At 47.9% G+C, this 22105-nt stretch carries 21 protein-coding genes and 1 pseudogene; all 22 read left to right on the top strand.

Annotated features, from left to right (window positions below; all coding sequences use genetic code 11):
• The first annotated feature begins 54 nt into the window (after positions 1-54).
• Positions 55-855: a flagellar assembly protein FliH gene (gene fliH / locus KI655_RS20355; RefSeq protein WP_285408249.1), complete on the top strand. Its 801-nt coding sequence runs from the start codon at positions 55-57 to the stop codon at positions 853-855.
• Complete coding sequence (fliI, locus tag KI655_RS20360; protein WP_285408251.1) at positions 855-2174, top strand: flagellar protein export ATPase FliI; 1320 nt, start codon at positions 855-857, stop codon at positions 2172-2174. Before fliH ends, fliI begins: the two co-directional genes overlap by 1 nt.
• A gap of 53 nt (positions 2175-2227) precedes the next feature.
• Positions 2228-2665 carry a flagellar export protein FliJ gene (gene fliJ, locus KI655_RS20365; RefSeq protein WP_032549657.1) on the top strand — a complete coding sequence of 146 codons (438 nt, stop codon included), beginning with the start codon at positions 2228-2230 and terminating at the stop codon, positions 2663-2665.
• A gap of 223 nt (positions 2666-2888) precedes the next feature.
• Entirely contained in the window at positions 2889-5291 is a 2403-nt protein-coding gene (locus tag KI655_RS20370) for a flagellar hook-length control protein FliK (protein WP_285408252.1), read from the top strand.
• Between the two features lie 54 nt (positions 5292-5345).
• A complete protein-coding gene (fliL, locus tag KI655_RS20375; RefSeq protein WP_285408253.1) occupies positions 5346-5834 on the top strand; it encodes a flagellar basal body-associated protein FliL in 489 nt (162 codons plus the stop codon).
• 7 nt (positions 5835-5841) lie between these two features.
• The gene (fliM, locus tag KI655_RS20380; protein ID WP_285408255.1) at positions 5842-6885 is read left to right on the top strand and encodes a flagellar motor switch protein FliM; all 1044 of its coding nucleotides are present in this window, start codon (positions 5842-5844) and stop codon (positions 6883-6885) included.
• A 24-nt stretch (positions 6886-6909) separates the two neighbouring features.
• Positions 6910-7320, top strand: coding sequence for a flagellar motor switch protein FliN (gene fliN / locus KI655_RS20385; protein WP_004739851.1), 411 nt, complete (start codon positions 6910-6912; stop codon positions 7318-7320).
• A complete protein-coding gene (fliO, locus tag KI655_RS20390) occupies positions 7320-7715 on the top strand; it encodes a flagellar biosynthetic protein FliO (RefSeq protein ID WP_373417310.1) in 396 nt (131 codons plus the stop codon). The genes fliN and fliO overlap by 1 nt, the downstream gene beginning before the upstream one ends.
• Positions 7702-8619 (top strand): flagellar type III secretion system pore protein FliP, encoded by a 918-nt coding sequence (gene fliP / locus KI655_RS20395; protein WP_373417311.1) that lies wholly within the window; start codon positions 7702-7704, stop codon positions 8617-8619. Before fliO ends, fliP begins: the two co-directional genes overlap by 14 nt.
• A gap of 11 nt (positions 8620-8630) precedes the next feature.
• A complete protein-coding gene (gene fliQ / locus KI655_RS20400; protein ID WP_029235191.1) occupies positions 8631-8900 on the top strand; it encodes a flagellar biosynthesis protein FliQ in 270 nt (89 codons plus the stop codon).
• A 5-nt stretch (positions 8901-8905) separates the two neighbouring features.
• Positions 8906-9688, top strand: coding sequence for a flagellar biosynthetic protein FliR (fliR, locus tag KI655_RS20405; protein ID WP_032549653.1), 783 nt, complete (start codon positions 8906-8908; stop codon positions 9686-9688).
• Between the two features lie 197 nt (positions 9689-9885).
• Positions 9886-11016, top strand: a complete 1131-nt coding sequence (flhB, locus tag KI655_RS20410) for a flagellar biosynthesis protein FlhB (protein ID WP_285408263.1) — start codon at positions 9886-9888, stop codon at positions 11014-11016.
• A 192-nt stretch (positions 11017-11208) separates the two neighbouring features.
• Complete coding sequence (gene flhA, locus KI655_RS20415) at positions 11209-13308, top strand: flagellar biosynthesis protein FlhA (protein ID WP_285408265.1); 2100 nt, start codon at positions 11209-11211, stop codon at positions 13306-13308.
• Positions 13309-13335: 27 nt separating this feature from the next.
• Complete coding sequence (gene flhF, locus KI655_RS20420; protein ID WP_285408266.1) at positions 13336-14811, top strand: flagellar biosynthesis protein FlhF; 1476 nt, start codon at positions 13336-13338, stop codon at positions 14809-14811.
• A 13-nt stretch (positions 14812-14824) separates the two neighbouring features.
• The gene (locus KI655_RS20425) at positions 14825-15712 is read left to right on the top strand and encodes a MinD/ParA family protein (RefSeq protein WP_285408268.1); all 888 of its coding nucleotides are present in this window, start codon (positions 14825-14827) and stop codon (positions 15710-15712) included.
• Complete coding sequence (locus KI655_RS20430; RefSeq protein ID WP_285408270.1) at positions 15705-16439, top strand: RNA polymerase sigma factor FliA; 735 nt, start codon at positions 15705-15707, stop codon at positions 16437-16439. Before KI655_RS20425 ends, KI655_RS20430 begins: the two co-directional genes overlap by 8 nt.
• Before the next feature lie 42 nt (positions 16440-16481).
• The gene (gene cheY / locus KI655_RS20435) at positions 16482-16850 is read left to right on the top strand and encodes a chemotaxis response regulator CheY (protein ID WP_008218307.1); all 369 of its coding nucleotides are present in this window, start codon (positions 16482-16484) and stop codon (positions 16848-16850) included.
• 112 nt (positions 16851-16962) lie between these two features.
• On the top strand, positions 16963-17694 hold the full coding sequence (locus tag KI655_RS20440; protein ID WP_285408274.1) for a protein phosphatase CheZ: 732 nt from the start codon (positions 16963-16965) through the stop codon (positions 17692-17694).
• A gap of 9 nt (positions 17695-17703) precedes the next feature.
• Positions 17704-19911, top strand: coding sequence for a chemotaxis protein CheA (locus tag KI655_RS20445; RefSeq protein ID WP_285408276.1), 2208 nt, complete (start codon positions 17704-17706; stop codon positions 19909-19911).
• 13 nt (positions 19912-19924) lie between these two features.
• The gene (locus tag KI655_RS20450) at positions 19925-21037 is read left to right on the top strand and encodes a chemotaxis response regulator protein-glutamate methylesterase (protein ID WP_285408278.1); all 1113 of its coding nucleotides are present in this window, start codon (positions 19925-19927) and stop codon (positions 21035-21037) included.
• A gap of 10 nt (positions 21038-21047) precedes the next feature.
• A complete protein-coding gene (locus KI655_RS20455; RefSeq protein WP_285408279.1) occupies positions 21048-21830 on the top strand; it encodes a ParA family protein in 783 nt (260 codons plus the stop codon).
• Positions 21817-22105, top strand: a pseudogene (locus KI655_RS20460) (chemotaxis protein CheW); the annotation flags it as partial. The gene KI655_RS20455 and the pseudogene KI655_RS20460, both read left to right, overlap by 14 nt.

Raw genomic sequence — 22105 nt, forward strand, 5'->3', positions numbered from 1 at the left:
TGGAACTGGATGGTGTGTACGCAGAACATGAGTGTATTTAGATAGGTATTTAATATGTCAGGTGATAGAAAACGCGGCTTTTTTCGTCCCGATGAAGACAACACGGTAGCTCAACCTCAGAAGTGGGGGTTGCCAGATTACACATCTGAAACCAACCAACAAGCGAAAGAAACCGCCTTCAATTACGACCCTAGTTGGATGCCAACGGTCGAAGAAGCGATTGAAGACGAAGAGCTGGTATTAACCGAAGAGCAGATTGAGTTAATCAAGCAGGGCGCGTATCAAGAAGGCTTGCACCAAGGCCAAGAGGCGGGCTTTAAACAAGGTTACGAGAAAGGCAAAGAAGAAGGTTTTGCCGCGGGGCATGCTGAAGGCACAGAAGCAGGCAAGCTAGAAGGCGTGACCGCTGGACAAGAATATATCCAACAACAAGTTGCCATTTTTATGGGGTTGGCGAATCAGTTTGCCCAACCTTTAGAGCTCATGAACGCTCAGGTGGAAAAACAGCTGGTGGATATGGTGCTGACCATGGTGAAAGAGGTCGTGCATGTTGAAGTGCAGACCAATCCACAGATCATTCTTGATACGGTGAAAGAATCCGTCGAATCTCTGCCGATTTCTGGCCACGCAATCACACTTAAACTTCACCCTGAAGATGTGACCATCATTCGTTCAGCCTACGGTGAAACGGAACTGGATTGTCGCAACTGGACGCTTGTCGCTGAGCCTGCATTGAATCGCGGTGATGTGCAGATTGAAGCGGGCGAATCAAGCGTAAACTACCGTATGGAAGATCGCGTTCGTCAGGTGATCCAGAATTTCTGCGGTGCTAATCGTCACCAAGGTAACGAATAATGCTCGAGCTTGCAGAACGCCTTGGGCAGTACAAAGTTGATGGCCTCAAGTCTCGCCCAATTGCGTCAGGCAAACTGGTGCGAGTGGTCGGTTTGACGCTGGAAGCAACGGGATGTAAAGCGCCAATCGGCAGCCTGTGTTTGGTTGAAACCATGTCAGGGCAGATGGAAGCGGAAGTGGTCGGGTTCTCTGGCGACAATCTATTCCTAATGCCGAGTGAGCAGATCACTGGTATCTTACCGGGCGCTCGCGTGACACCGATGACCAGTGAAAGTGGTATTCCTGTTGGCATGGAGCTACTCGGCCGAGTGATTGACGGCGTAGGTAATCCTCTAGATGGTTTGGGTCCACTCTACACCGAGCATCGCGCCTCTTTTAATGCTGAACCCATTAACCCATTAGCACGTAAGCCGATTTCAGAACCCCTTGATGTGGGTCTAAAGGCGATCAATGGCCTTCTTACTGTCGGCAAAGGGCAGCGTATCGGTCTGTTTGCTGGTTCTGGTGTGGGTAAGTCGGTAACGCTCGGTATGATGACTCGTGGTACAACCGCACAAGTGGTGGTCGTGGGTCTGATTGGTGAGCGTGGACGAGAAGTAAAAGAATTTATCGAAGAGATCCTCGGTGAAGACGGTCGTAAACGTTCTGTCGTTGTTGCCGCGCCTGCTGATGCCTCGCCTTTAATGCGATTGAAAGGCTGTCAGACGGCATTGACTGTTGCGGAATACTTCCGTGATCAGGGACTGGATGTATTGCTTCTGATGGATTCATTGACGCGTTTTGCTCAGGCGCAGCGTGAAATTGCACTTTCTGTAGGTGAGCCGCCAGCAACCAAGGGCTATCCACCTTCAGTATTTGCAAAGCTTCCTGCGCTGGTAGAACGTGCCGGTAATGGTAGCGATGAACAAGGTTCTATCACCGCGTTTTTCACCGTTCTTACGGAAGGTGATGACCTGCAAGATCCAATCGCTGATGCGTCGCGTGCGATTCTAGATGGCCACGTTGTGTTGTCACGTGAAATGGCCGATGCAGGTCACTACCCAGCGATCGACGTTGAGAAGTCGGTGAGTCGTGTAATGCCACAAATCACCTCTGAAGAGCACGTTCTAATGTCGAAGGCGGTACGACAAGTATTGTCGATTTGCCGTAAGAATCAGGATCTGGTGTCGATTGGTGCCTATAAACCGGGAACGGATCCGGCGATTGATAGCGCCTTTACGCTTAAACCTAGACTGGACGAGTATCTACAGCAGAAAATGAAAGAGACCGTGCCTTATGACATGTGTGTCAACATGTTAAAACACGTGTTAGGAGGTTAATCCCATGACAATACTGATTAACCAAGATGTCTGGCTCAATAAGGTGTTTGTTAATGGATAACGCACTCGAGTTCTTGCTAGAACAAGCGAAAGAGAAAGAAAACCAAGCAGTGTTGGCCTTGAATAAGGCTAACGCTGAGCTGCAAGGTTATTACGAGCAAGTTGCTCAAATCGAAAAGTACCGACTTGATTATTGTCAGCAGTTAGTGGACCGAGGCAAAGCTGGGCTAACGGCCAGCCAATATGGCCACTTAAATCGATTTCTAACTCAGTTAGACGACACGCTATCTAAGCAAAAAGAGGCAGAAGGGCACTTTAAGAGCCAAGTCGATAACTGCCAAGAGTATTGGATGGAACTGCGCAAGCAGCGTAAGTCGTACGAATGGCTAATGGAAAAGAAGCAAAAAGAAAAAGCGAAACTGCAAGACCAACGAGAGCAGAAGCAGATGGATGAATTTTCAACGTTACTCTACAGCCGTCAACGTCGATAGTTTTTCCCTCAATATCACACTTTATTGACCTTTCTCACATTATCTTCTTCTCAGGCATGTTTTTTGCTTTATTAGTTCTGTTATTACGCTCTTGAGTCTTTAGGACTCGGAGCTTCACTTTCTTTTTGCCGCCCATTGCCTTTGCAGAGCATCGCTTTTGCCGATCATTGCTTTCTTCGGTAATTGCTTTTGGCGTCAAAGCGAGTAGATAGAGCTTGTAAATATGAATGTTAGCCCTTCTTCAAATTCAGTCACCACCAAAGCCACTTCACTGTTGGATCCTAGTTCGTCTGCGGCTAAAACCGAGGAAGGCGGCGAGTCTAAGGGGTTCTTTGCCTCTTTGAAAGATGCACTGGGGCTAGGAGAAGAGGCAAAAGCCGAGACAAGCAAGACGAGCAAAAATACCGACTCAAGTGAGCAAGCCAAAGTTGCTTCGGACTCGAGTGAAGCTGGCGAAGCGAAAAAATCAGCTAAAACAGAGACTACCGACAAATCAGAAAATGCCGCCAAGAATGTAGATAGCGATGCACAGCCTGCGAGTTCAAAAGAAGCTTCAAAGAGTGATGAGGCTTTATTAAAAGCTCAGCAGGGCGAGCAAGCTGCTGTTTCAAGTGAGAAACCAACTCAAGGTCGTCACAGCGAACAAACCGATGACGTCAGCGAGTCGAAGGCTGCAAAGGCTAATGGCGCTCAAGAGCTAACTAAGGCTGAGACGACACAGCAAGCTGGCGGGAGTAAATCTCAAGCTGCCAGTGAATCTGTGCCGGGGACGCAAACAGATCAAAGTAATAAATCGGTACATCAAACAGCGCCTGAACAGAGCACAGCCCAGAAGGCACAAGGTAGCGCAGTTGATTCAAATGCGGCCCAAGCGACCAAAGCAAGCGCGGCAATGAGTGAAGGCAATAAGTTACTTGGCCAGCTGGATGAGGCAAATAAAACCTTACAAGCCTCGTCAAACGGCAAAGCTTTGCCTCAAACAGCCACGACTCCGATCGCGGGTTTTAACGCTCAGTCTTCTCAAGCGATTAAATCTGAGCTGGCGCCTAAAGACGCAGTCGCAGCAAATCAGTTAAACCCTCAACCGATCAACACTCAATCGATCAATACTCAAGCTTTGACCGGTGCGCAGTCGGCACCCAATATGGCAATGATGGGGGCTGCAGGCGCTCAAGTTATTGCTGAAGATGGTGAGATGGCTCAAGGGAAAATCTCAGCAAACTCTCAAGCTAGCGCAGAGCAAGCGGCGCTAGAGCAAAAAGTGGCAGCATTGACCAATGGCGTTCCAGTTTCCCAATTGAATGAAGTTCAGTTGCAGCAGTTAATGCAACAAGGCGTTACACCACAGCAAATTGAGCAATTGGCTAACGTAGAGCAGAGTGCTATGAGCGCTCCTTCTCAGCCTTCACAAGCGTTGACGCAAGCTGAGTTGGAATTGGCTGCTGAAGTAGAAATGCATACTAAAGCCATTAATCAATTAAATACCCAAATTGAAGTAACTGAATTGGTTGTTAATGAGCTAGAAACTAAACAGTTAGGTGGTGAGGATCTTTCTGACGTCGAAAAGGCCACTTTAGCAAAAGCGTCGTCTGAGCTAGTCGTGCTTCAACAGCAGCGTACGCAGTTAGTTGATCAGGCGAGCCAGCTGTATAGTCAAGCCCCAGCAGTAATCAACTGGGACGCACCAGTAGACTCACCTGAACTAACAACCGATGGCGTTGAAGAGTGGGCGGCGACCGCTGCGGTTGCAGGAGCGGCTCATCAAGCAGTACAGCAGAGCGCTGTAGCAGATAAAACTCAGGCTGCGTTAGCTCAATCAAATCAAGCCCAAGCTGTTCAGATGCAACAGGCTCAGCAGTTAGCGGCACATCAAGCTTCGAATGCAGCGGCGCAAGCACAAGCAGCAACGCCGATGACATCTTCAGATCTTGACCTTGCTGCGGCGCAGAACGTCGCGGCTAACTCAATGAGTGCAGAGATGTTGGCTGCCAAGGCTGGTTCTAAGGACGCTATCCTAAAAGCAGGGGCGGGAGCAGCAGCCTTGGCGGGTTTAGGACGAACTACGGGTAAGGATGATGCGAAAGAGAGCAGCTTTGCTCAACAAATCGCGTCAGCGGCCGGAGCTCAAGGGGCGGCACCTGTTGGTTCTGCACAAACCAGAGCAGAAATCCAAGCGGCTCAACAAGCCCCGCTTCAGCTAACGAAAGAGTTAGCCAATGAACAGGTGGCGGAAAAGGTTCAGATGATGATGTCCAAGAACTTAAAGAACTTGGATATTCGACTCGACCCACCAGAGCTGGGTCAAATGAAGATCCGTATGACGATGAACAATGACGTGGCGAACGTTCACTTCACGGTGACTAACCAACAAGCACGTGATGTGATTGAACAGACGTTACCACGCTTGAGAGAAATGCTCGCTCAACAAGGAATGCAGCTCGCTGATTCGTCGGTACAACAACAAAGTTCTGGGCAAGGCCAAGATCGCTACAACAGCGGTGAAGGCGGTGGACAATCGGGTTCAGGCAGTGCAAATGATGGTCAAGGTGACGAAAACCTTGATAGCAGCAGCAATCTTGAATTGAATGTCGCGTCAAAGCGTGATGGAATTAGTTATTACGCCTAATATTAGGTGCACATCAGAGAGTTAGATGGTTTTAACCAATAATTAGAGATAAGCATGGCAGAAGAACAAGAAGCACCAAAAGGCAAAAGTAAGTTACTGATCATTATTATTGCCGTTGTCGTGTTGCTACTGGGTGGTGGTGGCGCAGCATTTTTCCTAATGGGCTCTGATGACAGCTCAGCAGAATCCGAAGCTCAAACGCAGGCTCCAGTGACCGCTGCCGAGCCCGTTGCTTATGTGAATATTCCTCAGCCGTTCCTATTCAATGTCTCTGGAGACAAAAAGGATCGTCTGGTGCAGATTAAAGCCCAATTGATGGTGCGTGGCAGTAAAAATGAAGAGCTCGCTCGTTACCATTCTCCGTTAGTAGAAAGCACATTGCTGGCGACGTTTGCGTCTGCGACCGTTGACCAATTGCGTTCACCGACAGGGCGTATAGAGCTCAGAGATAAAGCGACAGAAGACATCAAGGCGAGCCTAACGCAAGCCGTTGGACAGCCTGTTATTGAAAAAGTGTTATTCACTGACTTTGTGATTCAGTAGGTAATCTGTGACCGATTTATTAAGCCAAGACGAAATTGATGCGCTGTTACACGGCGTAGATGATGTTGAAGAGGTAGAAGACGTCTTAGAGACGGAGACGGATAATGCCGTCAATTTTGACTTCTCCTCACAAGATCGAATCGTCCGTGGTCGAATGCCGACCCTTGAACTTATTAACGAGCGTTTTGCGCGTCATATGCGCATTAGCTTGTTCAATATGTTGAGAAAAACGGCAGAAGTCTCGATTAACGGCGTACAAATGATGAAATTTGGTGAATACCAAAACACCTTGTACGTGCCGACGAGTCTGAACATGGTGCGCTTTAGACCACTCAAAGGTACTGCGCTGATCACCATGGAAGCTCGTTTGGTGTTTATTCTGGTAGAAAACTTCTTTGGTGGTGATGGACGCTTCCACGCCAAAATTGAAGGTCGTGAATTTACCCCGACTGAGCGTCGTATTATCCAGCTGCTTCTTAAGATCGTATTTGAAGACTACAAAGAAGCATGGTCACCTGTGATGGGGGTCGAGTTTGAGTACCTAGACTCTGAAGTAAACCCGAGTATGGCGAACATCGTCAGCCCAACCGAGGTGATCGTAGTCAGCTCTTTCCACATCGAAGTGGATGGCGGTGGCGGTGACTTCCACGTGGTAATGCCATATTCCATGGTAGAGCCGATCCGTGAATTGCTCGATGCCGGTGTTCAATCGGATAAGATGGAAACGGACGTTCGTTGGAGCACTGCTCTGCGCGATGAAATTATGGATGTACCGGTAAACTTCCGCGTAAACCTGCTTGAGCAAGATATCTCTCTGCGTGATTTGATGGAGTTGCGTCCTGGTGATGTCATTCCAATGGACATGCCAGAGCATGCGACCATGTTTGTTGAAGAGCTACCAACATATCGTGTGAAGATGGGTCGCTCTGGTGAAAAGCTTGCGGTTCAGATTTCAGAGAAAATTGAACGACCACATGTGGTTAAAACAGATCTAGCATTCCTAGGTAAAGACTTGATGTCTGAGCTTGAGAATGATGAAGACAACGAATAATAAGTACGAAAATAGGATTTGGTAATGGAACCTAGTGAAGATCAAAAGTTGGCAGACGAATGGGCTGCCGCACTTGGTGAAGATCCGTCAGCACCTTCGATTGATGTGGATGACGTTTTAGCCGCGCCACTGGATGAGCTGACTGATTCATCCTCTCCAATCTCAGAAGATGAGCGTCGTAAGCTCGACACCATCATGGATATCCCAGTGACTATCTCGATGGAAGTAGGGCGTTCGCAAATCAGTATTCGTAACCTACTGCAACTTAACCAAGGTTCGGTTGTAGAGCTGGATCGCATCGCTGGTGAGTCGCTAGATGTGATGGTTAACGGCACGCTGATCGCCCACGGTGAGGTGGTTGTGGTCAATGACAAGTTTGGTATTCGTTTGACCGACGTAATTAGCCAGACAGAACGTATTAAGAAACTGCGTTAATGATGACGCGGACGCAAGGACTGGCGGCAACGGCCCTTTTCATGGCGCCTTGTTATGCACTAGCCGCCGCTCCCGACCTAGATTTAGCGACCACTTTTGGGTCGCTAATTTTGGTTATAGGCTTCATCTTATTTCTTGCTTGGTTATTAAAGCGCATGCAAGTGCCCGCGATGACCAACCAACAGGGGCTGTCGATCATTCGTCAGATCCCGGTCGGCACCAAAGAGCGTATTGCTATCGTGCAAGCGGGTGAAGAGCAGTTCTTGGTGGGTATTACCAGTCAATCGATTCAGCTGATCTCGAAGCTGGAAGAGCCTTTATCAAAAGAGATGTCAGAGAAAAGCCCCTTTTCTAACCAACTCTCTCAGCTAATGAAGAAAGATGCGAATAAGTAACGGATTCACTCGCTCTACGAGTCATCATTTAATCTCAGCTCTGAACTCAGTGTGGGTACCGCTCATGTTGATGATGTCTCTGTTGCTGAGTCAATCTGTCATGGCGCAGGCCGAAGATGGCGCGATCCCGGCTAACACGGCAGGGGCTGAATCTGTCACTGTCAGCACCATGCAACAGGATCAGGCGTCTGCTCAAACCATTACCACAGGTAGCCTCACTGGCAGCGGTGGAGGTATTCCTGCCTTTACCATGACTACCAATGATGAAGGTGGCGAAGACTACTCAATTAACCTTCAGATTCTGGCGCTAATGACCATGCTTGGCTTCTTGCCTGCCATGGTTATCTTGATGACGTCATTTACCCGTATTGTGGTGGTGATGTCGATTCTGCGTCAGGCGATGGGTCTACAACAAACGCCATCCAACCAAGTGATCATTGGTATCGCTATCTTTTTGACCTTCTTCATCATGTCACCCGTGATCAATCAGGTGAATGAGCAAGCCGTTCAACCCTATCTGAACGAGCAAATCAGTGCGCGTCAGGCATTTGATGTGGCGCAAGAGCCGATCAAAGCCTTCATGCTGAAACAGACACGCATTAAGGATCTAGAAACCTTTGTGCAGATCTCGGGCGCTGAAGTGCAAAACCCAGAAGATGTATCAATGGCGGTACTGATTCCTGCGTTCATTACTTCTGAGCTTAAAACCGCATTCCAGATTGGTTTTATGTTGTTCTTACCGTTTTTAATCATCGACCTTGTGGTTGCCTCGGTATTGATGGCAATGGGTATGATGATGCTTTCTCCGATGATTGTATCGCTGCCATTTAAGCTGATGCTGTTCGTGTTAGTTGATGGTTGGAACTTGATACTCTCCACCCTCGCCGGCAGTTTTGCCTTGTAGCTGGGGGAAGCATGAATCCAGAGATATTTGTTGAGTTATTTAGGGACGCACTATGGATGGTACTCATCATGGTGTGTGCCATTATTATTCCCAGCCTGCTGATTGGTTTGGTGGTGGCTGTTTTCCAAGCAGCGACCTCGATTAACGAACAGACCCTAAGTTTCTTACCTCGTTTGATCGTGACGCTTCTTGCTTTGATGCTGTTTGCGCACTGGATGACGCAGATGATGATGGAGTTCTTTTTCGAGCTCATTGAACGTCTGCCACAAGTTTTGTATTAACGCCTATGGAATACCCGGCGTCCGTTGTCCTCGATTGGTTAGCAAACTACTTTTGGCCTTACACTCGCATCTCGTCCATGCTGATGGTGATGACAGTGACTGGGGCGCGCTTTGTTTCACCTCGAATTCGCCTCTATCTTGGCCTTGCGATTACTTTTGCAGTGATGCCAGCCATTCCTGCTGTCCCACAAGATATTGAACTGCTCTCGTTTAAGGGCTTTTTGACTCTGTTTGAGCAGGTGTTAATTGGTATTGCGATGGGGATTGTGACCCAGTTTATGATTCAGACATTCGTAATGCTGGGCCAGATTCTCGGTATGCAATCGAGCTTGGGCTTCGCCTCGATGGTTGACCCGGCCAATGGACAAAACACTCCAGTTCTTGGTCAGCTGTTTATGTTCCTCGCGACCATGTTTTTCTTGGTCACCGACGGCCATCTGAAGATGCTACAGCTGGTGGTGTTTAGCTTTAAAACTCTACCTATTGGGAGTGGTTCACTGACTGCTGTTGATTTTAGAGAGTTAGCTCTGTGGCTTGGAATTATGTTCAAAACTGCGTTGGCGATGTCACTCTCTGGCATTATTGCGCTACTGACGATTAACCTGTCGTTTGGTGTAATGACGCGTGCTGCACCTCAGCTGAACATCTTCTCACTGGGTTTCGCGTTTGCGTTGCTAGTGGGTTTACTATTATGTTGGTATATCTTGGGCGGCCTTTACGGTCACTATGAACTGTTCTGGATGCAGGGTGAGCAGCAAATCTGTCGTCTGATCCGGTTGGATTGTTAGGTCAATAGACCCTAGTAATACCAATCACAGTAAGTAAGTGATCAAAAATAGCGCAGGAAAAAGGCTTGAGAACAAGGCAGAATTTTTCGATAAGTAGTTATCCTACAATCAAAAATTTTAACGCAGTTATCGAGCGTTTTAACAAGCTAGGGTGAGCAATTATTTACTACGATTGGTATAAATAGCAGGAGACTGAGTTGGCAGAGTCAGACGGTCAAGAACGCACAGAAGACGCCACGCCCAGACGCTTGCAACAGGCCAAAGAGAAAGGGCAGGTTGCAAGGTCAAAAGAGCTCGCGTCAGCGTCAGTATTAATTATCGGAGCGGTCGCTTTAATGTGGTTTGGTGAGTCTATGGCCAAAGCACTGTTTGAGGCGATGCAGCGCCTTTTTTCACTCAGTCGTGAAGAGATTTTCGATACCACCAAGTTGCTAGAGATAGCCGGTGGGGCGTTAGTGAACCTGTTATTCCCACTTCTATTAATTCTGGTGACACTGTTTGTTGCTGCGGTGATTGGTGCCGCGGGCGTCGGTGGTATTAACTTTTCGATGCAGGCCGCGATGCCTAAGGCGTCTAAGTTAAACCCGCTTAGTGGTATCAAGCGTATGTTTGGTATGCAGAGTTGGGTAGAGCTGATTAAGTCGATTCTTAAAGTCGCTCTGGTGTCTGGTATGGCTATCTATCTGATTCAAGCCTCTCAGGGGGACTTGATGCAGCTGAGTATGGATGTCTACCCACAAAACATCTTTCACGCGCTCGATATTCTGCTTAATTTCATCTTATTGATCAGCTGCTCTTTGCTAATCGTGGTGGCGATCGATATTCCATTTCAAATTTGGCAACACGCTGATCAGCTGAAAATGACCAAGCAAGAGGTCAAAGACGAGTTTAAAGACACCGAAGGTAAGCCTGAAGTGAAAGGGCGTATTCGAATGCTTCAACGTGAAGCCGCTCAGCGTCGAATGATGGCCGATGTGCCGCAAGCGGACGTTATCGTCACCAACCCAGAGCACTTCTCGGTCGCGCTGCGTTATAAACAAGACCAAGACAAAGCCCCAGTTGTGGTCGCGAAAGGTGTTGATCATATGGCGATGAAGATACGTGAAGTGGCGCGAGAGCATGATATCTATATCGTACCAGCGCCACCATTAGCACGTGCCTTGTACCATACAACAGAGCTTGAACAACAAATTCCTGACGGCTTGTTTACCGCAGTGGCGCAAGTGCTTGCGTATGTATTCCAGCTTAAGCAGTACCGTAAGCGTGGCGGTGAGCGCCCGAAACTGCAGCAATCTAATATGCCGATCCCACCTGAGTTACGTCATTAGATCAAATACTTGAGCTGAGTCGAGTGAACGCGGATAATGGCCGTTTACAAAATCGATGTCGTTTTGATGCAGTGTCGATAAATTGACGACTCTACATTGGTATGGTGTTTGCTATATCAATGCTTGATTTGATAACCCTGATGTCGCTGCAGCTGAGTAGTGGCATCAAAGATAGCGATGCAGTCCTGATTTATGAAATTCTCTCTCCCTTTCTCGGATAAGCTACCCAAGATCCCAAACCGCGCAATGCCAGCTATAGGTGCGCCAGTAATGGTCTTGGCAACGCTCGCTATGGTGATCTTGCCGATCCCCGCTTTCCTACTGGATATGTTTTTCACCTTCAACATTGCATTGGCGATGGTGGTGCTATTAGTCACGGTTTATACCCGTCGACCTCTTGATTTCGCGGCCTTTCCAACGGTCCTGCTGATCGCAACACTATTGCGTTTGGCGTTGAACGTCGCATCAACGCGTGTGGTTCTTCTTTACGGCCATGAAGGAGGAGACGCTGCAGGTAACGTAATCGAAGCCTTTGGTAACGTGGTAATTGGCGGTAACTATGCCGTTGGTCTTGTGGTCTTCCTTATCTTGATGATCATTAACTTCATGGTTGTAACCAAAGGTGCTGGTCGTATTTCAGAAGTAAGTGCGCGCTTCACCTTGGATGCCTTGCCGGGTAAGCAGATGGCAATCGATGCCGACTTGAATGCGGGGCTGATTGACCAAGAGCAAGCACGTACTCGTCGTTTTGAAGTGACTAAAGAAGCCGATTTCTACGGCTCGATGGATGGTGCGTCAAAATTCGTTAAAGGTGATGCCATTGCCGGTATCTTGATTCTCTTTATTAACATCATCGGTGGTTTGAGCATCGGTATGGCGCAATTTGGTTTGGGCTTTGGTGAAGCAATTGAGATCTACACCCTGCTAACTATTGGTGATGGCTTGGTTGCACAGATTCCATCGCTATTGCTCTCGATTGCAGCGGCGATGATGGTGACTCGTCAGAACACTGATGAAGACATGGGGCAACAGCTGATCTTTCAGATGTTCGACAACCCTAAAGCTCTGATGATCACCGCGGCGATCCTTGGTGTGATGGGTATTGTGCCAGGTATGCCTCACTTTGCGTTTTTGACTCTAGCGATAGCAGCAGGAGCTGGCGCGTATTTCATTGATAAAAAGCAGAAGCAAAAAGCCAAAGAACCAAAACTGCCCGCTGCGATGGAGCCAGGTGGCGAAGCACCAGCGCAAAAAGAGCTATCTTGGGATGATGTTCAGCCTGTTGATACTATCGGCCTAGAAGTGGGCTATCGTTTGATTCCTTTGGTTGACAAAGACCAAGGCGGTGAATTGTTGGAGCGTGTCAAAGGGGTGCGTAAAAAGCTGTCTCAAGACTTTGGTTTCCTAATTCCTGCAGTTCATATTCGAGACAACCTAGAGCTAACCCCAAACAGCTACCGAATTACCTTGATGGGTGTGGCGGTAGGTGAAGCGGAGATCAAGCCAGACATGGAACTGGCGATTAACCCAGGGCAGGTCTACGGCATGATCGATGGTGAACCCACCATTGACCCAGCGTTTGGCCTAGAAGCGGTTTGGATCCGTGAAGAGCAGCGTGAACATGCACAAGCTCTTGGATATACCGTGGTTGACTCATCAACGGTACTGGCGACTCACTTGAGTCAACTATTGACTAACAACGCGTCACAACTGCTTGGTCATGAAGAGGTTCAGAACCTTCTAGAGATGCTGAGCCGCTCTGCACCTAAGTTGGTTGAAGGTTTCGTACCAGATCAGCTGCAATTGGGGGTGGTGGTTAAAGTGCTTCAGAACCTGCTTAATGAAGCGATTCCAATTCGTGATGTTCGTACCATTGTACAAACTTTGGCGGAATATTCAGGCAAGAGTCAAGAACCTGACATTCTTACGGCTGCGGTTCGTATCTCATTGAAACGACTAATTGTTCAAGAAATCAATGGGATAGAGCCTGAGTTGCCAGTGATAACTTTGATTCCTGAGCTGGAACAAATCTTGCATCAAACAATGCAAGCATCCGGTGGTGAATCGGCAGGTATTGAACCTGGTTTGGCCGAGCGTCTACAGACCTCGTTGAGTCAGGCAACCCAAGAGCAAGAGCTCAAAGGAGAGCCAGCGGTACTGCTGACTTCTGGTGTATTGCGATCTACATTAGCCAAGTTTGTTAAGAACACGATCCCTAGCTTACGTGTCCTCTCTTACCAAGAGATCCCTGACGAAAAGCAGATCCGAATTGTACAAGCTGTTGGAAACTAATCCGCGTAATTAGAACGGACTATTGAATTGAAAATTAAACGATTTTTTGCAAAAGATATGCGAACAGCGTTGCTCCAAGTGAAAGAAGAACTTGGTTCCGATGCTGTGATCATGTCTAACAAAAAGGTCGCAGGTGGCGTTGAAATCGTTGCCGCTATAGATGGTGAGTCTAATCAACCAGCAGCGGCGCCACGACTCAACAAGCCTCAGCCTTCGCAGAGTCAATATACGCAAATGGCTGCGCCTAAACCGGGCCAGCGTCAGCTTGATGATGACAAGGTCAGTATTGGTGGTGGCTCTGAAAGCGGTCGTTCTATGACCAAGCGCTTTGCGAATATGCTGAAGCAGTACAGCCATGGTGCAGAGGAAGAGCCTCAACACCGCGCTGAAAATGAAGATTCGCTATCGGCGCTACTGAATCGTCAATCCGGCAGCAAGCACAACGTCGATTCGGCTTTCTCTTCTCATGAATCAGGCTTAGCCAAGCTGATCGCGGAAGACCGCCGTGTTGAGCGTCCACCGCACCGCTTAGACCCAACGCGTTACGATCGTGGTCGCGAGCCTGAAGCTTCTCGTAATTCGGATTCTGAAATGGAAACCATGCGTGAAGAGATGACCTCGATTCGTCGTCTGCTTGAGCATCAAGTCTCTGGTCTTATGTGGCAAGAGGTGGAACGCCGTGAACCTTTGCGTGCCATGTTGATTAAACGCCTTGAGCGTATGGGTGTATCACCAGAGCTAGCTGATCAGATGGCGTGCTACATCCCTGAAGACACTAAGCCAGCAAGAGCATGGAAAGCATTGCTAGCGCTGGTTGCTGATCAGATCTCAGTGACCCAAAAAGACATTCTTAAGCGTGGTGGTGTTGTAGCACTATTAGGCCCAACCGGTGTTGGTAAAACAACGACCGTCGCGAAGCTCGCAGCGAGAGCTGCGATGGAGTACGGCGCAGACAATGTCGCACTCGTTACCACCGATACTTATCGTATTGGTGCACATGAGCAGCTCTCAATATACGGAAGAATTATGGGTTGTCCCGTAAGAGTTGCTAAAGATTCTAAAGAATTGGCCGATGTTATATATCAACTGCGTAACCGTCGCCTAATTCTGGTGGATACTGCAGGTATGGGACAGCGCGATGTACGCCTGTCTGAGCAGTTAGACACATTGATGCAAGAGAGTGGCTCCGTTATTCACAGTTACTTGGTGTTGCCAGCAACGGCGCAGCGCAAAGTACTGCAAGAGACGATTGAACACTTTAGAAGAATCCCGCTGTCGGGGTGCATCCTGACTAAGCTCGATGAATCGCTAAGTTTGGGTGAGTTCATCAGCGTAGTAATACAAAATGCATTGCCAGTTGCGTATATCGCAAATGGTCAACGAGTTCCTGAAGATATCGTTATCGCTCAGCCGAAGTACATGATTGCAAAGGCTAACGAGCTACTCGAGAAATCGACAGAGAATGAACCTCACTACTGGAACAGCGATTCTGAAGGACTCTAGGCGGCGGATAAATATGACTGAAAATATGATACATGACCAAGCTAGCGGCCTCCGTCGCTTAACAAAGCCTTCTTTGACCAAGGTTATTGCGGTAACTGGTGGTAAAGGTGGTGTAGGTAAATCCAATGTAACTCTTGGACTGGCGATCTGTATGGCGCGTCAGGGCAAGAAGGTAATGGTACTGGATGCTGACTTAGGCTTAGCCAACGTCGATATCATGCTGGGTATTCGTTCTAAGCGAAACCTAGGCCATGTGTTGGCGGGAGAGTGTGAACTGAAAGACGCGATTGTCGAGGGCCCACACGGAATCAAGATTATTCCAGCTACATCGGGTACTCAAAGCATGACCGAACTGTCACACGCACAGCACGCGGGTTTGATTCGAGCTTTCGGTACGCTTGAAGACGAAATGGATATCTTGCTAATCGATACGGCAGCTGGTATATCTGACATGGTTGTTAGCTTTTCAAGAGCAGCGCAAGATGTGGTTGTGGTAGTTTGTGATGAACCAACGTCGATCACTGATGCATATGCCTTGATTAAGCTTTTAAGTCGCGAACATCAGGTTCAGCGATTCAAAGTTGTCGCAAATATGGTCAGAAGTTACCGAGAAGGGCGAGAATTATTTGCAAAATTGACGCTGGTCACAGAGCGTTTCTTGAATGTGAGCCTCGAACTCGTAGCATGTATTCCTCTAGATGATAAAGTACGTCAATCAGTCAAGAGACAGAAAATCGTAGTGGATGCGTTCCCACGCTCTCCAGCTGCGTTAGCAATTAGCTCATTGGCGAATAAAGCGTTAACTTGGCCGATTCCGAAAACCCCGAGTGGCCACTTGGAATTTTTCGTGGAACGCCTGTTAAATCGCAGTACATATGCAGAGGAACCATTTGGTGAATAAAGCGCTTACCTACAACCAACGCGGAAACCTCGATGGGCAACAAGCCTTCTTCGAGAAGTATTCTGTGCTGGTTAAACGTATCGCTCATCACTTGTTGGGGCGATTGCCGCCTAATGTATTGGTGGATGACTTGATTCAAGCTGGTATGATCGGCTTGATTGAAGCACAGCAGAACTACGATGGTTCAAAAGGCGCAAGTTTTGAAACTTACGCTGGCATTCGAATTCGTGGTGCGATGCTGGATGATATCCGACGAGGCGACTGGGTGCCGAGATCGGTTCATAAAAATAACCGAGAGATCAGTAACGCGATTGCTGAACTCGAAGCCATTTTGAACCGAGATCCAAGCGACTCTGAAGTGGCAAAACATATGGGATTGACTTTAGAACAGTACCATAGCGCTTTAACGGATATAAATTGCTCAAAGTTGGTTGGAATCGAAGATTTAGGCGTCTCAGATGATGTAATATCTCCGAATGAAGACTCTCAAGATAACTTACCTTTTCAAGGTGTTGCTGATGAGTCGTTTCGACAAGCTTTGATCGATTCAATAAAACAACTTCCAGAAAGAGAAGGGTTAGTCCTCTCTCTTTACTATGACGAAGAACTCAATTTAAAAGAGATTGGGGAAGTATTAGGTGTCAGCGAATCTCGTGTCAGCCAGATATTGAGCCAATCTATGCAGCGTCTGCGCACTAAATTAAGTGCCTGGACACAGAACGACTAACAACACTGATTTTATTCAGTGGAGGCTAATTTGAACAAAAACATGAAAATTCTCATTGTTGATGATTTTTCAACGATGCGCCGTATTGTTAAAAACCTACTTCGTGACCTAGGTTTCAACAACACTCAAGAAGCAGATGACGGTCTAACCGCACTTCCTATGCTGAAAAAAGGCGAATTTGATTTCGTGGTAACTGACTGGAACATGCCTGGAATGCAAGGTATTGACCTGCTGAAACACATCCGTGCTGATGCAGAGCTAAAGCACTTGCCAGTTCTTATGATCACCGCGGAAGCGAAACGTGAGCAGATCATTGAAGCAGCGCAAGCGGGTGTTAATGGTTACATTGTTAAGCCTTTCACTGCAGCAACGCTAAAAGAAAAACTAGATAAGATTTTTGAGCGCTTATAAGCCTCAAAGCGAAAGATTTAGGCGCTTCTAGGGAAGCAATAACTTTTTAGGTTTCCCGTTTTTCCCATAGATTGAAGCGTCATAGTATATGCGGAGTAAGGCCGAACTCAGGATGATTTCATTAGAACAAGCAAAAAAATTAGTAGAGCTGCTTGAAAGCGATGAGCAGCAACAAGCTGATTCTCTTGTTAGAAGCATTTATGAAGAGAATTTTGATCTTCAAGACAATCCAATGCTTCAAGAAATAGGTACTCTGACCCGCGACCTCCATGACTCTTTGACACAATTCAATTTCGACGAGCGCATTAGCGTGATCGCAAATGATGAAATCCCAGATGCTCGGGATCGCCTTCAGTATGTCATTGATAAGACGGAGGTTGCCGCAAATAAAACGATGGACGCAGTCGATCGTTGTATGCCAATCGCAGACAACCTACACGAGTGTTTACTTCAAGTAAGGCCTCAATGGAATGAACTGATGCATGGCCGCATTGAGCTGGCACAATTTAAAGCTTTATGTCACCGCATTGATGGATTACTTGTTCAAGTAGAAGGTGATAGCACCGAACTGCGCGGACAACTGACTGAAATCTTGATGGCTCAAGACTTCCAAGACTTAACCGGTCAAATCATTGGCAAAGTTATCACTCTTGTTAATGAAGTCGAAGGTCGTTTAGTGGAGATCCTAACCGCGTTTGGTGCGGATCAAGCTAGCCAGAATAAAGAGACAGATAAAAAGGCGTCAACCGCACCAGAGGGTCCAATTATGAACCCTGAAGAGCGAGAAGACGCAGTGGCATCTCAAGATGAAGTCGATGACTTGTTATCCAGTCTTGGATTTTAAAGGTAACGTATGAGCTACGAATTAGACGAAGACATTCTTCAGGACTTTTTAGTCGAAGCGGGTGAGATTCTCGAACTACTTTCAGAACAGTTAGTTGAGTTAGAGAACAACCCTGATGATAAAGATCTATTAAATGCTATTTTCCGAGGTTTCCACACCGTTAAGGGTGGCGCAGGCTTCCTAGCGCTTACTGAACTGGTGGATACCTGTCATGGCGCAGAGAATGTGTTCGACATTCTAAGAAATGGCCAACGCAGCGTAACTTCAGGCTTGATGGATACCATGCTTCAAGCTCTGGATACCGTTAATGTACAGTTCCAAGCTGTTCAAGACCGAGAGCCACTAGAGCCTGCAGAACAATCTTTGTTGGATGAACTGCATCGTCTATGTAAGCCAGAGTCAGAAGATGAAGTGACTGCAGCTCCAGCGCCGGTTGTTGAAGCTCCAGCACCTGTCATTGAACCTGTTGTTGCACCTGAACCTGCAGCACCAGCTGATACCAATATTAATGCATCATCCGTCGATGAAATCTCTCAAGATGAATTCGAAAGACTGCTAGATGAACTGCACGGCAAGGGTGGTTCACCAACGGCTGCAACAGTAGAAGCGACACCGCCTCCAGCTCCAACTGCCCCAGCACCTGCGGTAGATAGCGGTGATATTACCGATGACGAATTTGAAAAGCTGCTCGACGAATTGCATGGCGCTGGCAACAGCCCATCGACCGCGAGCGTAGCTCCGCCACCACCTCCGCCGCCAGCAGCACCTGTCGCGCCAATCTCTGCGAGCTCAGACGGCGACGACCTGATGACGGATGAAGAGTTTGAAAAACTACTAGACCAGCTTCATGGCTCTGGTAATGGTCCATCAGCAGAAGAGCTAGATGTGGCGACCAAACCAGCGGAAATTAAGCCTGCACCAGTAATGAGTGCACCTGAACCCGTGGCAGCGCCTACCGCTATTCAGACTCCGGAGCCAGTTAAAGCACCGGCACCTGTTAAGTCAGAAGCAAAAGCGCCTGCTGTTAAGAAGCAACAAGCTGAAGCAACGGTACGTGTTGATACTTCAACACTAGACACCATCATGAACATGGTTGGTGAGTTAGTACTGGTACGTAACCGCCTGGTGAGCTTAGGTTTGAATAGCAACGACGAAGAGATGTCGAAAGCCGTTTCTAACCTAGACGTTGTCACTGCCGACCTACAAGGTGCAGTGATGAAGACGCGTATGCAGCCAATCAAGAAAGTATTTGGCCGTTTCCCACGCGTTGTTCGTGACTTGGCTCGTAGCTTGAAGAAAGACATTGTGCTTGAAATGCGCGGTGAAGAGACAGATCTAGATAAAAACCTAGTAGAGGCTCTTGCGGATCCATTGATCCACTTGGTGCGTAACTCGGTTGACCACGGTATTGAGATGCCAGAAGCGCGTGTCGCTGCAGGTAAATCTCGTACGGGTAAAGTGATTCTGTCTGCTTCGCAAGAAGGTGATCATATCGAACTGGCTATCGTTGATGATGGCGGCGGTATGGACCCAGATAAGCTGCGTGCAATTGCGGTGAAACGCGGTTTGATGGATGAAGATGCTGCATCTCGTCTATCGAACAAAGAGTGTTTCAACCTGATTTTTGCTCCGGGCTTCTCAAGTAAAGAACAGATTTCAGATATCTCTGGCCGTGGCGTAGGTATGGACGTAGTTAAGACTGCGATCAACACGCTAAATGGTTCGATTGATATCGACTCAGAAATGGGCAAGGGCACCAAGATTACTATCAAGGTTCCACTGACTCTGGCGATTCTACCAACATTGATGGTTGGTGTAGCGGGTCACCCATTTGCACTGCCATTGGCATCAGTAAACGAGATCTTCCACTTAGATCTAAGCCGTACCAACGTCGTTGATGGCCAGCTGACAATCATCGTTCGTGAAAAGTCGATCCCGCTGTTCTATCTACAGAACTGGTTAGCACCAAAAGCCGGTATCGTTGAGTTGCGTAAAGGTCATGGTCATGTGGTTATTGTACAACTAGGAAGTCAACGTGTTGGCTTTGTGGTTGATACTTTGATTGGCCAAGAAGAAGTGGTAATTAAACCTCTGGATAATTTGCTGCAAGGCACGCCGGGTATGGCGGGAGCGACAATCACAAGTGATGGTCATATTGCTCTTATCCTAGATGTACCAGATCTACTGAAGCAATACGCAGCAGCGTCTAGAATTTAATTTAAGGATAAATATGGCGATTAAAGTATTAGTCGTTGATGATTCGAGCTTTTTCCGTCGTCGTGTAAGCGAGATCATCAATTCAGAGGCGCGCCTAGAAGTTATTGATGTTGCCGTAAACGGCAAAGAAGCAGTCGAAAAAGCAAAACGATTAAGACCTGATGTCATCACAATGGATATTGAGATGCCAGTTATGGACGGCATTACCGCCGTCCGTGAAATCATGGCTGCAACACCGACGCCGATTCTGATGTTCTCTTCGCTGACACATGATGGCGCGAAAGCAACACTGGATGCGTTGGACGCAGGTGCACTAGACTTCCTACCGAAAAAGTTCGAAGACATTGCACGTAACCGTGATGATGCTGTGTCATTGCTGCAACAACGTGTTATCGAGATTGCATCAAAGCGTGCACTTCTGCGACGTACGGCTTCGATTTCGCGTCCAGTAACGCCTGCTGCGTCGACGGCAGCTCCAGCGACCTCGTCGTTGCGTCAACCTGCTGCTCCGGCTAAGTCTGCTGCAGCTAAGTTCCGCGCATCGGGTAAGAAGTATCAATTAACGGCTATTGGTACCTCGACGGGTGGTCCGGTTGCACTACAGAAGATTCTGACACGTATCCCTGCGAACTACCCACATCCGATTGTGTTAATTCAGCATATGCCAGCAACATTTACCGCTGCTTTTGCAAGCCGCCTAAATACCTTGTGTAAAATCGAAGTACGCGAAGCTCAAGATGGTGACGTCTTGAAACCGGGCGTTGCTTACCTTGCACCCGGTGGCAAACAGATGATGGTTGATGGTCGTCCTGGTTCTGCTCGTCTGCGTATCATCGACGGTGGTGATCGTATGAACTACAAACCTTGTGTGGATGTGACATTTGGCTCAGCAGCGAAAATCTACGCCGACAAAGTACTGTCTATGGTTCTGACAGGAATGGGCGCAGATGGCCGTGAAGGCGCACGCATGCTTAAATCTGCCGGATCAACGATCTGGGCACAAGATGAAGACAGCTGTGTAGTTTATGGTATGCCTCAAGCAGTCGCGAAAGCAGGCATTTCAACCGAAGACCTTCCTCTTGAGCGCATCGCCGAGAGAATGTTGGTCGAAGTTGGCTTAGCTTAGGTAGCGCATCATGATTGTTTGGAGTGTTGCAAACCAAAAAGGTGGTGTTGGTAAAACCACGACAACCGTAACCTTGGCCGGATTACTGAGCCAGAAAGGTCATCGAGTGTTGCTGGTGGATACCGACCCTCATGCATCACTGACAACGTATCTGGGTTACGACTCAGATACCGTTGAATCCAGTTTGTTTGACCTGTTTCAACTGCGTGATTTTACGCCTGAAACGGTCGCACCTTTGACTCTGCAAACAGAAGTTGAGGGTATTGATATCATCCCTGCGCACATGTCTTTGGCGACCTTAGACAGAGTAATGGGGAACCGTAGCGGTATGGGCTTAATTTTAAAGCGCGCACTGGCTGCAGTAAAAGATGATTATGATTACGTATTGATCGACTGTCCGCCTATTTTGGGTGTGATGATGGTGAATGCGTTGGCAGCGAGCGATCGTATCTTGATTCCAGTGCAGACTGAGTTCTTGGCAATGAAAGGCCTTGAGCGAATGATCCGTACTCTGACGATTATGCAAAAGTCGCGCAAAGCGCCGTTTAAGGTCACGATTGTTCCTACTATGTATGACAAGCGTACCAAGGCGTCGCTGCAAACATTAACTCAGTTAAAACATGACTATCCGAATCAGGTGTGGACATCAGCAGTACCGATTGACACCAAGTTCAGGGATGCAAGTTTGAAGCGTTTACCTGCGTCTCACTTTGCATCAGGCAGTCGTGGCGTGTTTGCGTATAAGCAGCTGCTTATTTATCTCGAGAGGCTGGGTATTAATGAGCTCCAGTAAAGATTCAGCTATCGAGCAAGGCAGCTTATCAAGCGAACAAGCCCTGGATGAGTATTTCACGGCTTTGCTTGATGAAAGCTTCGAAACCGAAGAAGTTTTGGTTGACGAAGAGGTCGAACAACAACAGCCTAAAGAGCCAGAGCCAGAGCCAGAGCCAGAGCCAGAGCCAGAGCCAGAGCCAGAGCCAGAGCCAGAGCCAGAGCCAGAGCCAGAGCCAGAGCCAGAGCCAGAACGAAAACTGGCAGAGTATTCGACTTACTCAGAGATTCGATCTG

Source organism: Vibrio sp. D404a (assembly GCF_030248535.1).
In the GTDB taxonomy this organism is placed as follows: Bacteria; Pseudomonadota; Gammaproteobacteria; order Enterobacterales; family Vibrionaceae; genus Vibrio.

Bases quoted from the DNA above. Each gene is read 5' to 3' on its own strand.
- fliH (WP_285408249.1), top strand. From the start codon at position 55: ATGTCAGGTGATAGAAAACGCGGCTTTTTTCGTCCCGATGAAGACAAC.
- fliI (WP_285408251.1), top strand. From the start codon at position 855: ATGCTCGAGCTTGCAGAACGCCTTGGGCAGTACAAAGTTGATGGCCTC.
- fliJ (WP_032549657.1), top strand. From the start codon at position 2,228: ATGGATAACGCACTCGAGTTCTTGCTAGAACAAGCGAAAGAGAAAGAA.
- KI655_RS20370 (WP_285408252.1), top strand. From the start codon at position 2,889: ATGAATGTTAGCCCTTCTTCAAATTCAGTCACCACCAAAGCCACTTCA.
- fliL (WP_285408253.1), top strand. From the start codon at position 5,346: ATGGCAGAAGAACAAGAAGCACCAAAAGGCAAAAGTAAGTTACTGATC.
- fliN (WP_004739851.1), top strand. From the start codon at position 6,910: ATGGAACCTAGTGAAGATCAAAAGTTGGCAGACGAATGGGCTGCCGCA.
- fliO (WP_373417310.1), top strand. From the start codon at position 7,320: ATGATGACGCGGACGCAAGGACTGGCGGCAACGGCCCTTTTCATGGCG.
- fliP (WP_373417311.1), top strand. From the start codon at position 7,702: ATGCGAATAAGTAACGGATTCACTCGCTCTACGAGTCATCATTTAATC.
- fliQ (WP_029235191.1), top strand. From the start codon at position 8,631: ATGAATCCAGAGATATTTGTTGAGTTATTTAGGGACGCACTATGGATG.
- fliR (WP_032549653.1), top strand. From the start codon at position 8,906: ATGGAATACCCGGCGTCCGTTGTCCTCGATTGGTTAGCAAACTACTTT.
- flhA (WP_285408265.1), top strand. From the start codon at position 11,209: ATGAAATTCTCTCTCCCTTTCTCGGATAAGCTACCCAAGATCCCAAAC.
- KI655_RS20425 (WP_285408268.1), top strand. From the start codon at position 14,825: ATGACTGAAAATATGATACATGACCAAGCTAGCGGCCTCCGTCGCTTA.
- cheY (WP_008218307.1), top strand. From the start codon at position 16,482: ATGAAAATTCTCATTGTTGATGATTTTTCAACGATGCGCCGTATTGTT.
- KI655_RS20440 (WP_285408274.1), top strand. From the start codon at position 16,963: ATGATTTCATTAGAACAAGCAAAAAAATTAGTAGAGCTGCTTGAAAGC.
- KI655_RS20445 (WP_285408276.1), top strand. From the start codon at position 17,704: ATGAGCTACGAATTAGACGAAGACATTCTTCAGGACTTTTTAGTCGAA.
- KI655_RS20450 (WP_285408278.1), top strand. From the start codon at position 19,925: ATGGCGATTAAAGTATTAGTCGTTGATGATTCGAGCTTTTTCCGTCGT.
- KI655_RS20455 (WP_285408279.1), top strand. From the start codon at position 21,048: ATGATTGTTTGGAGTGTTGCAAACCAAAAAGGTGGTGTTGGTAAAACC.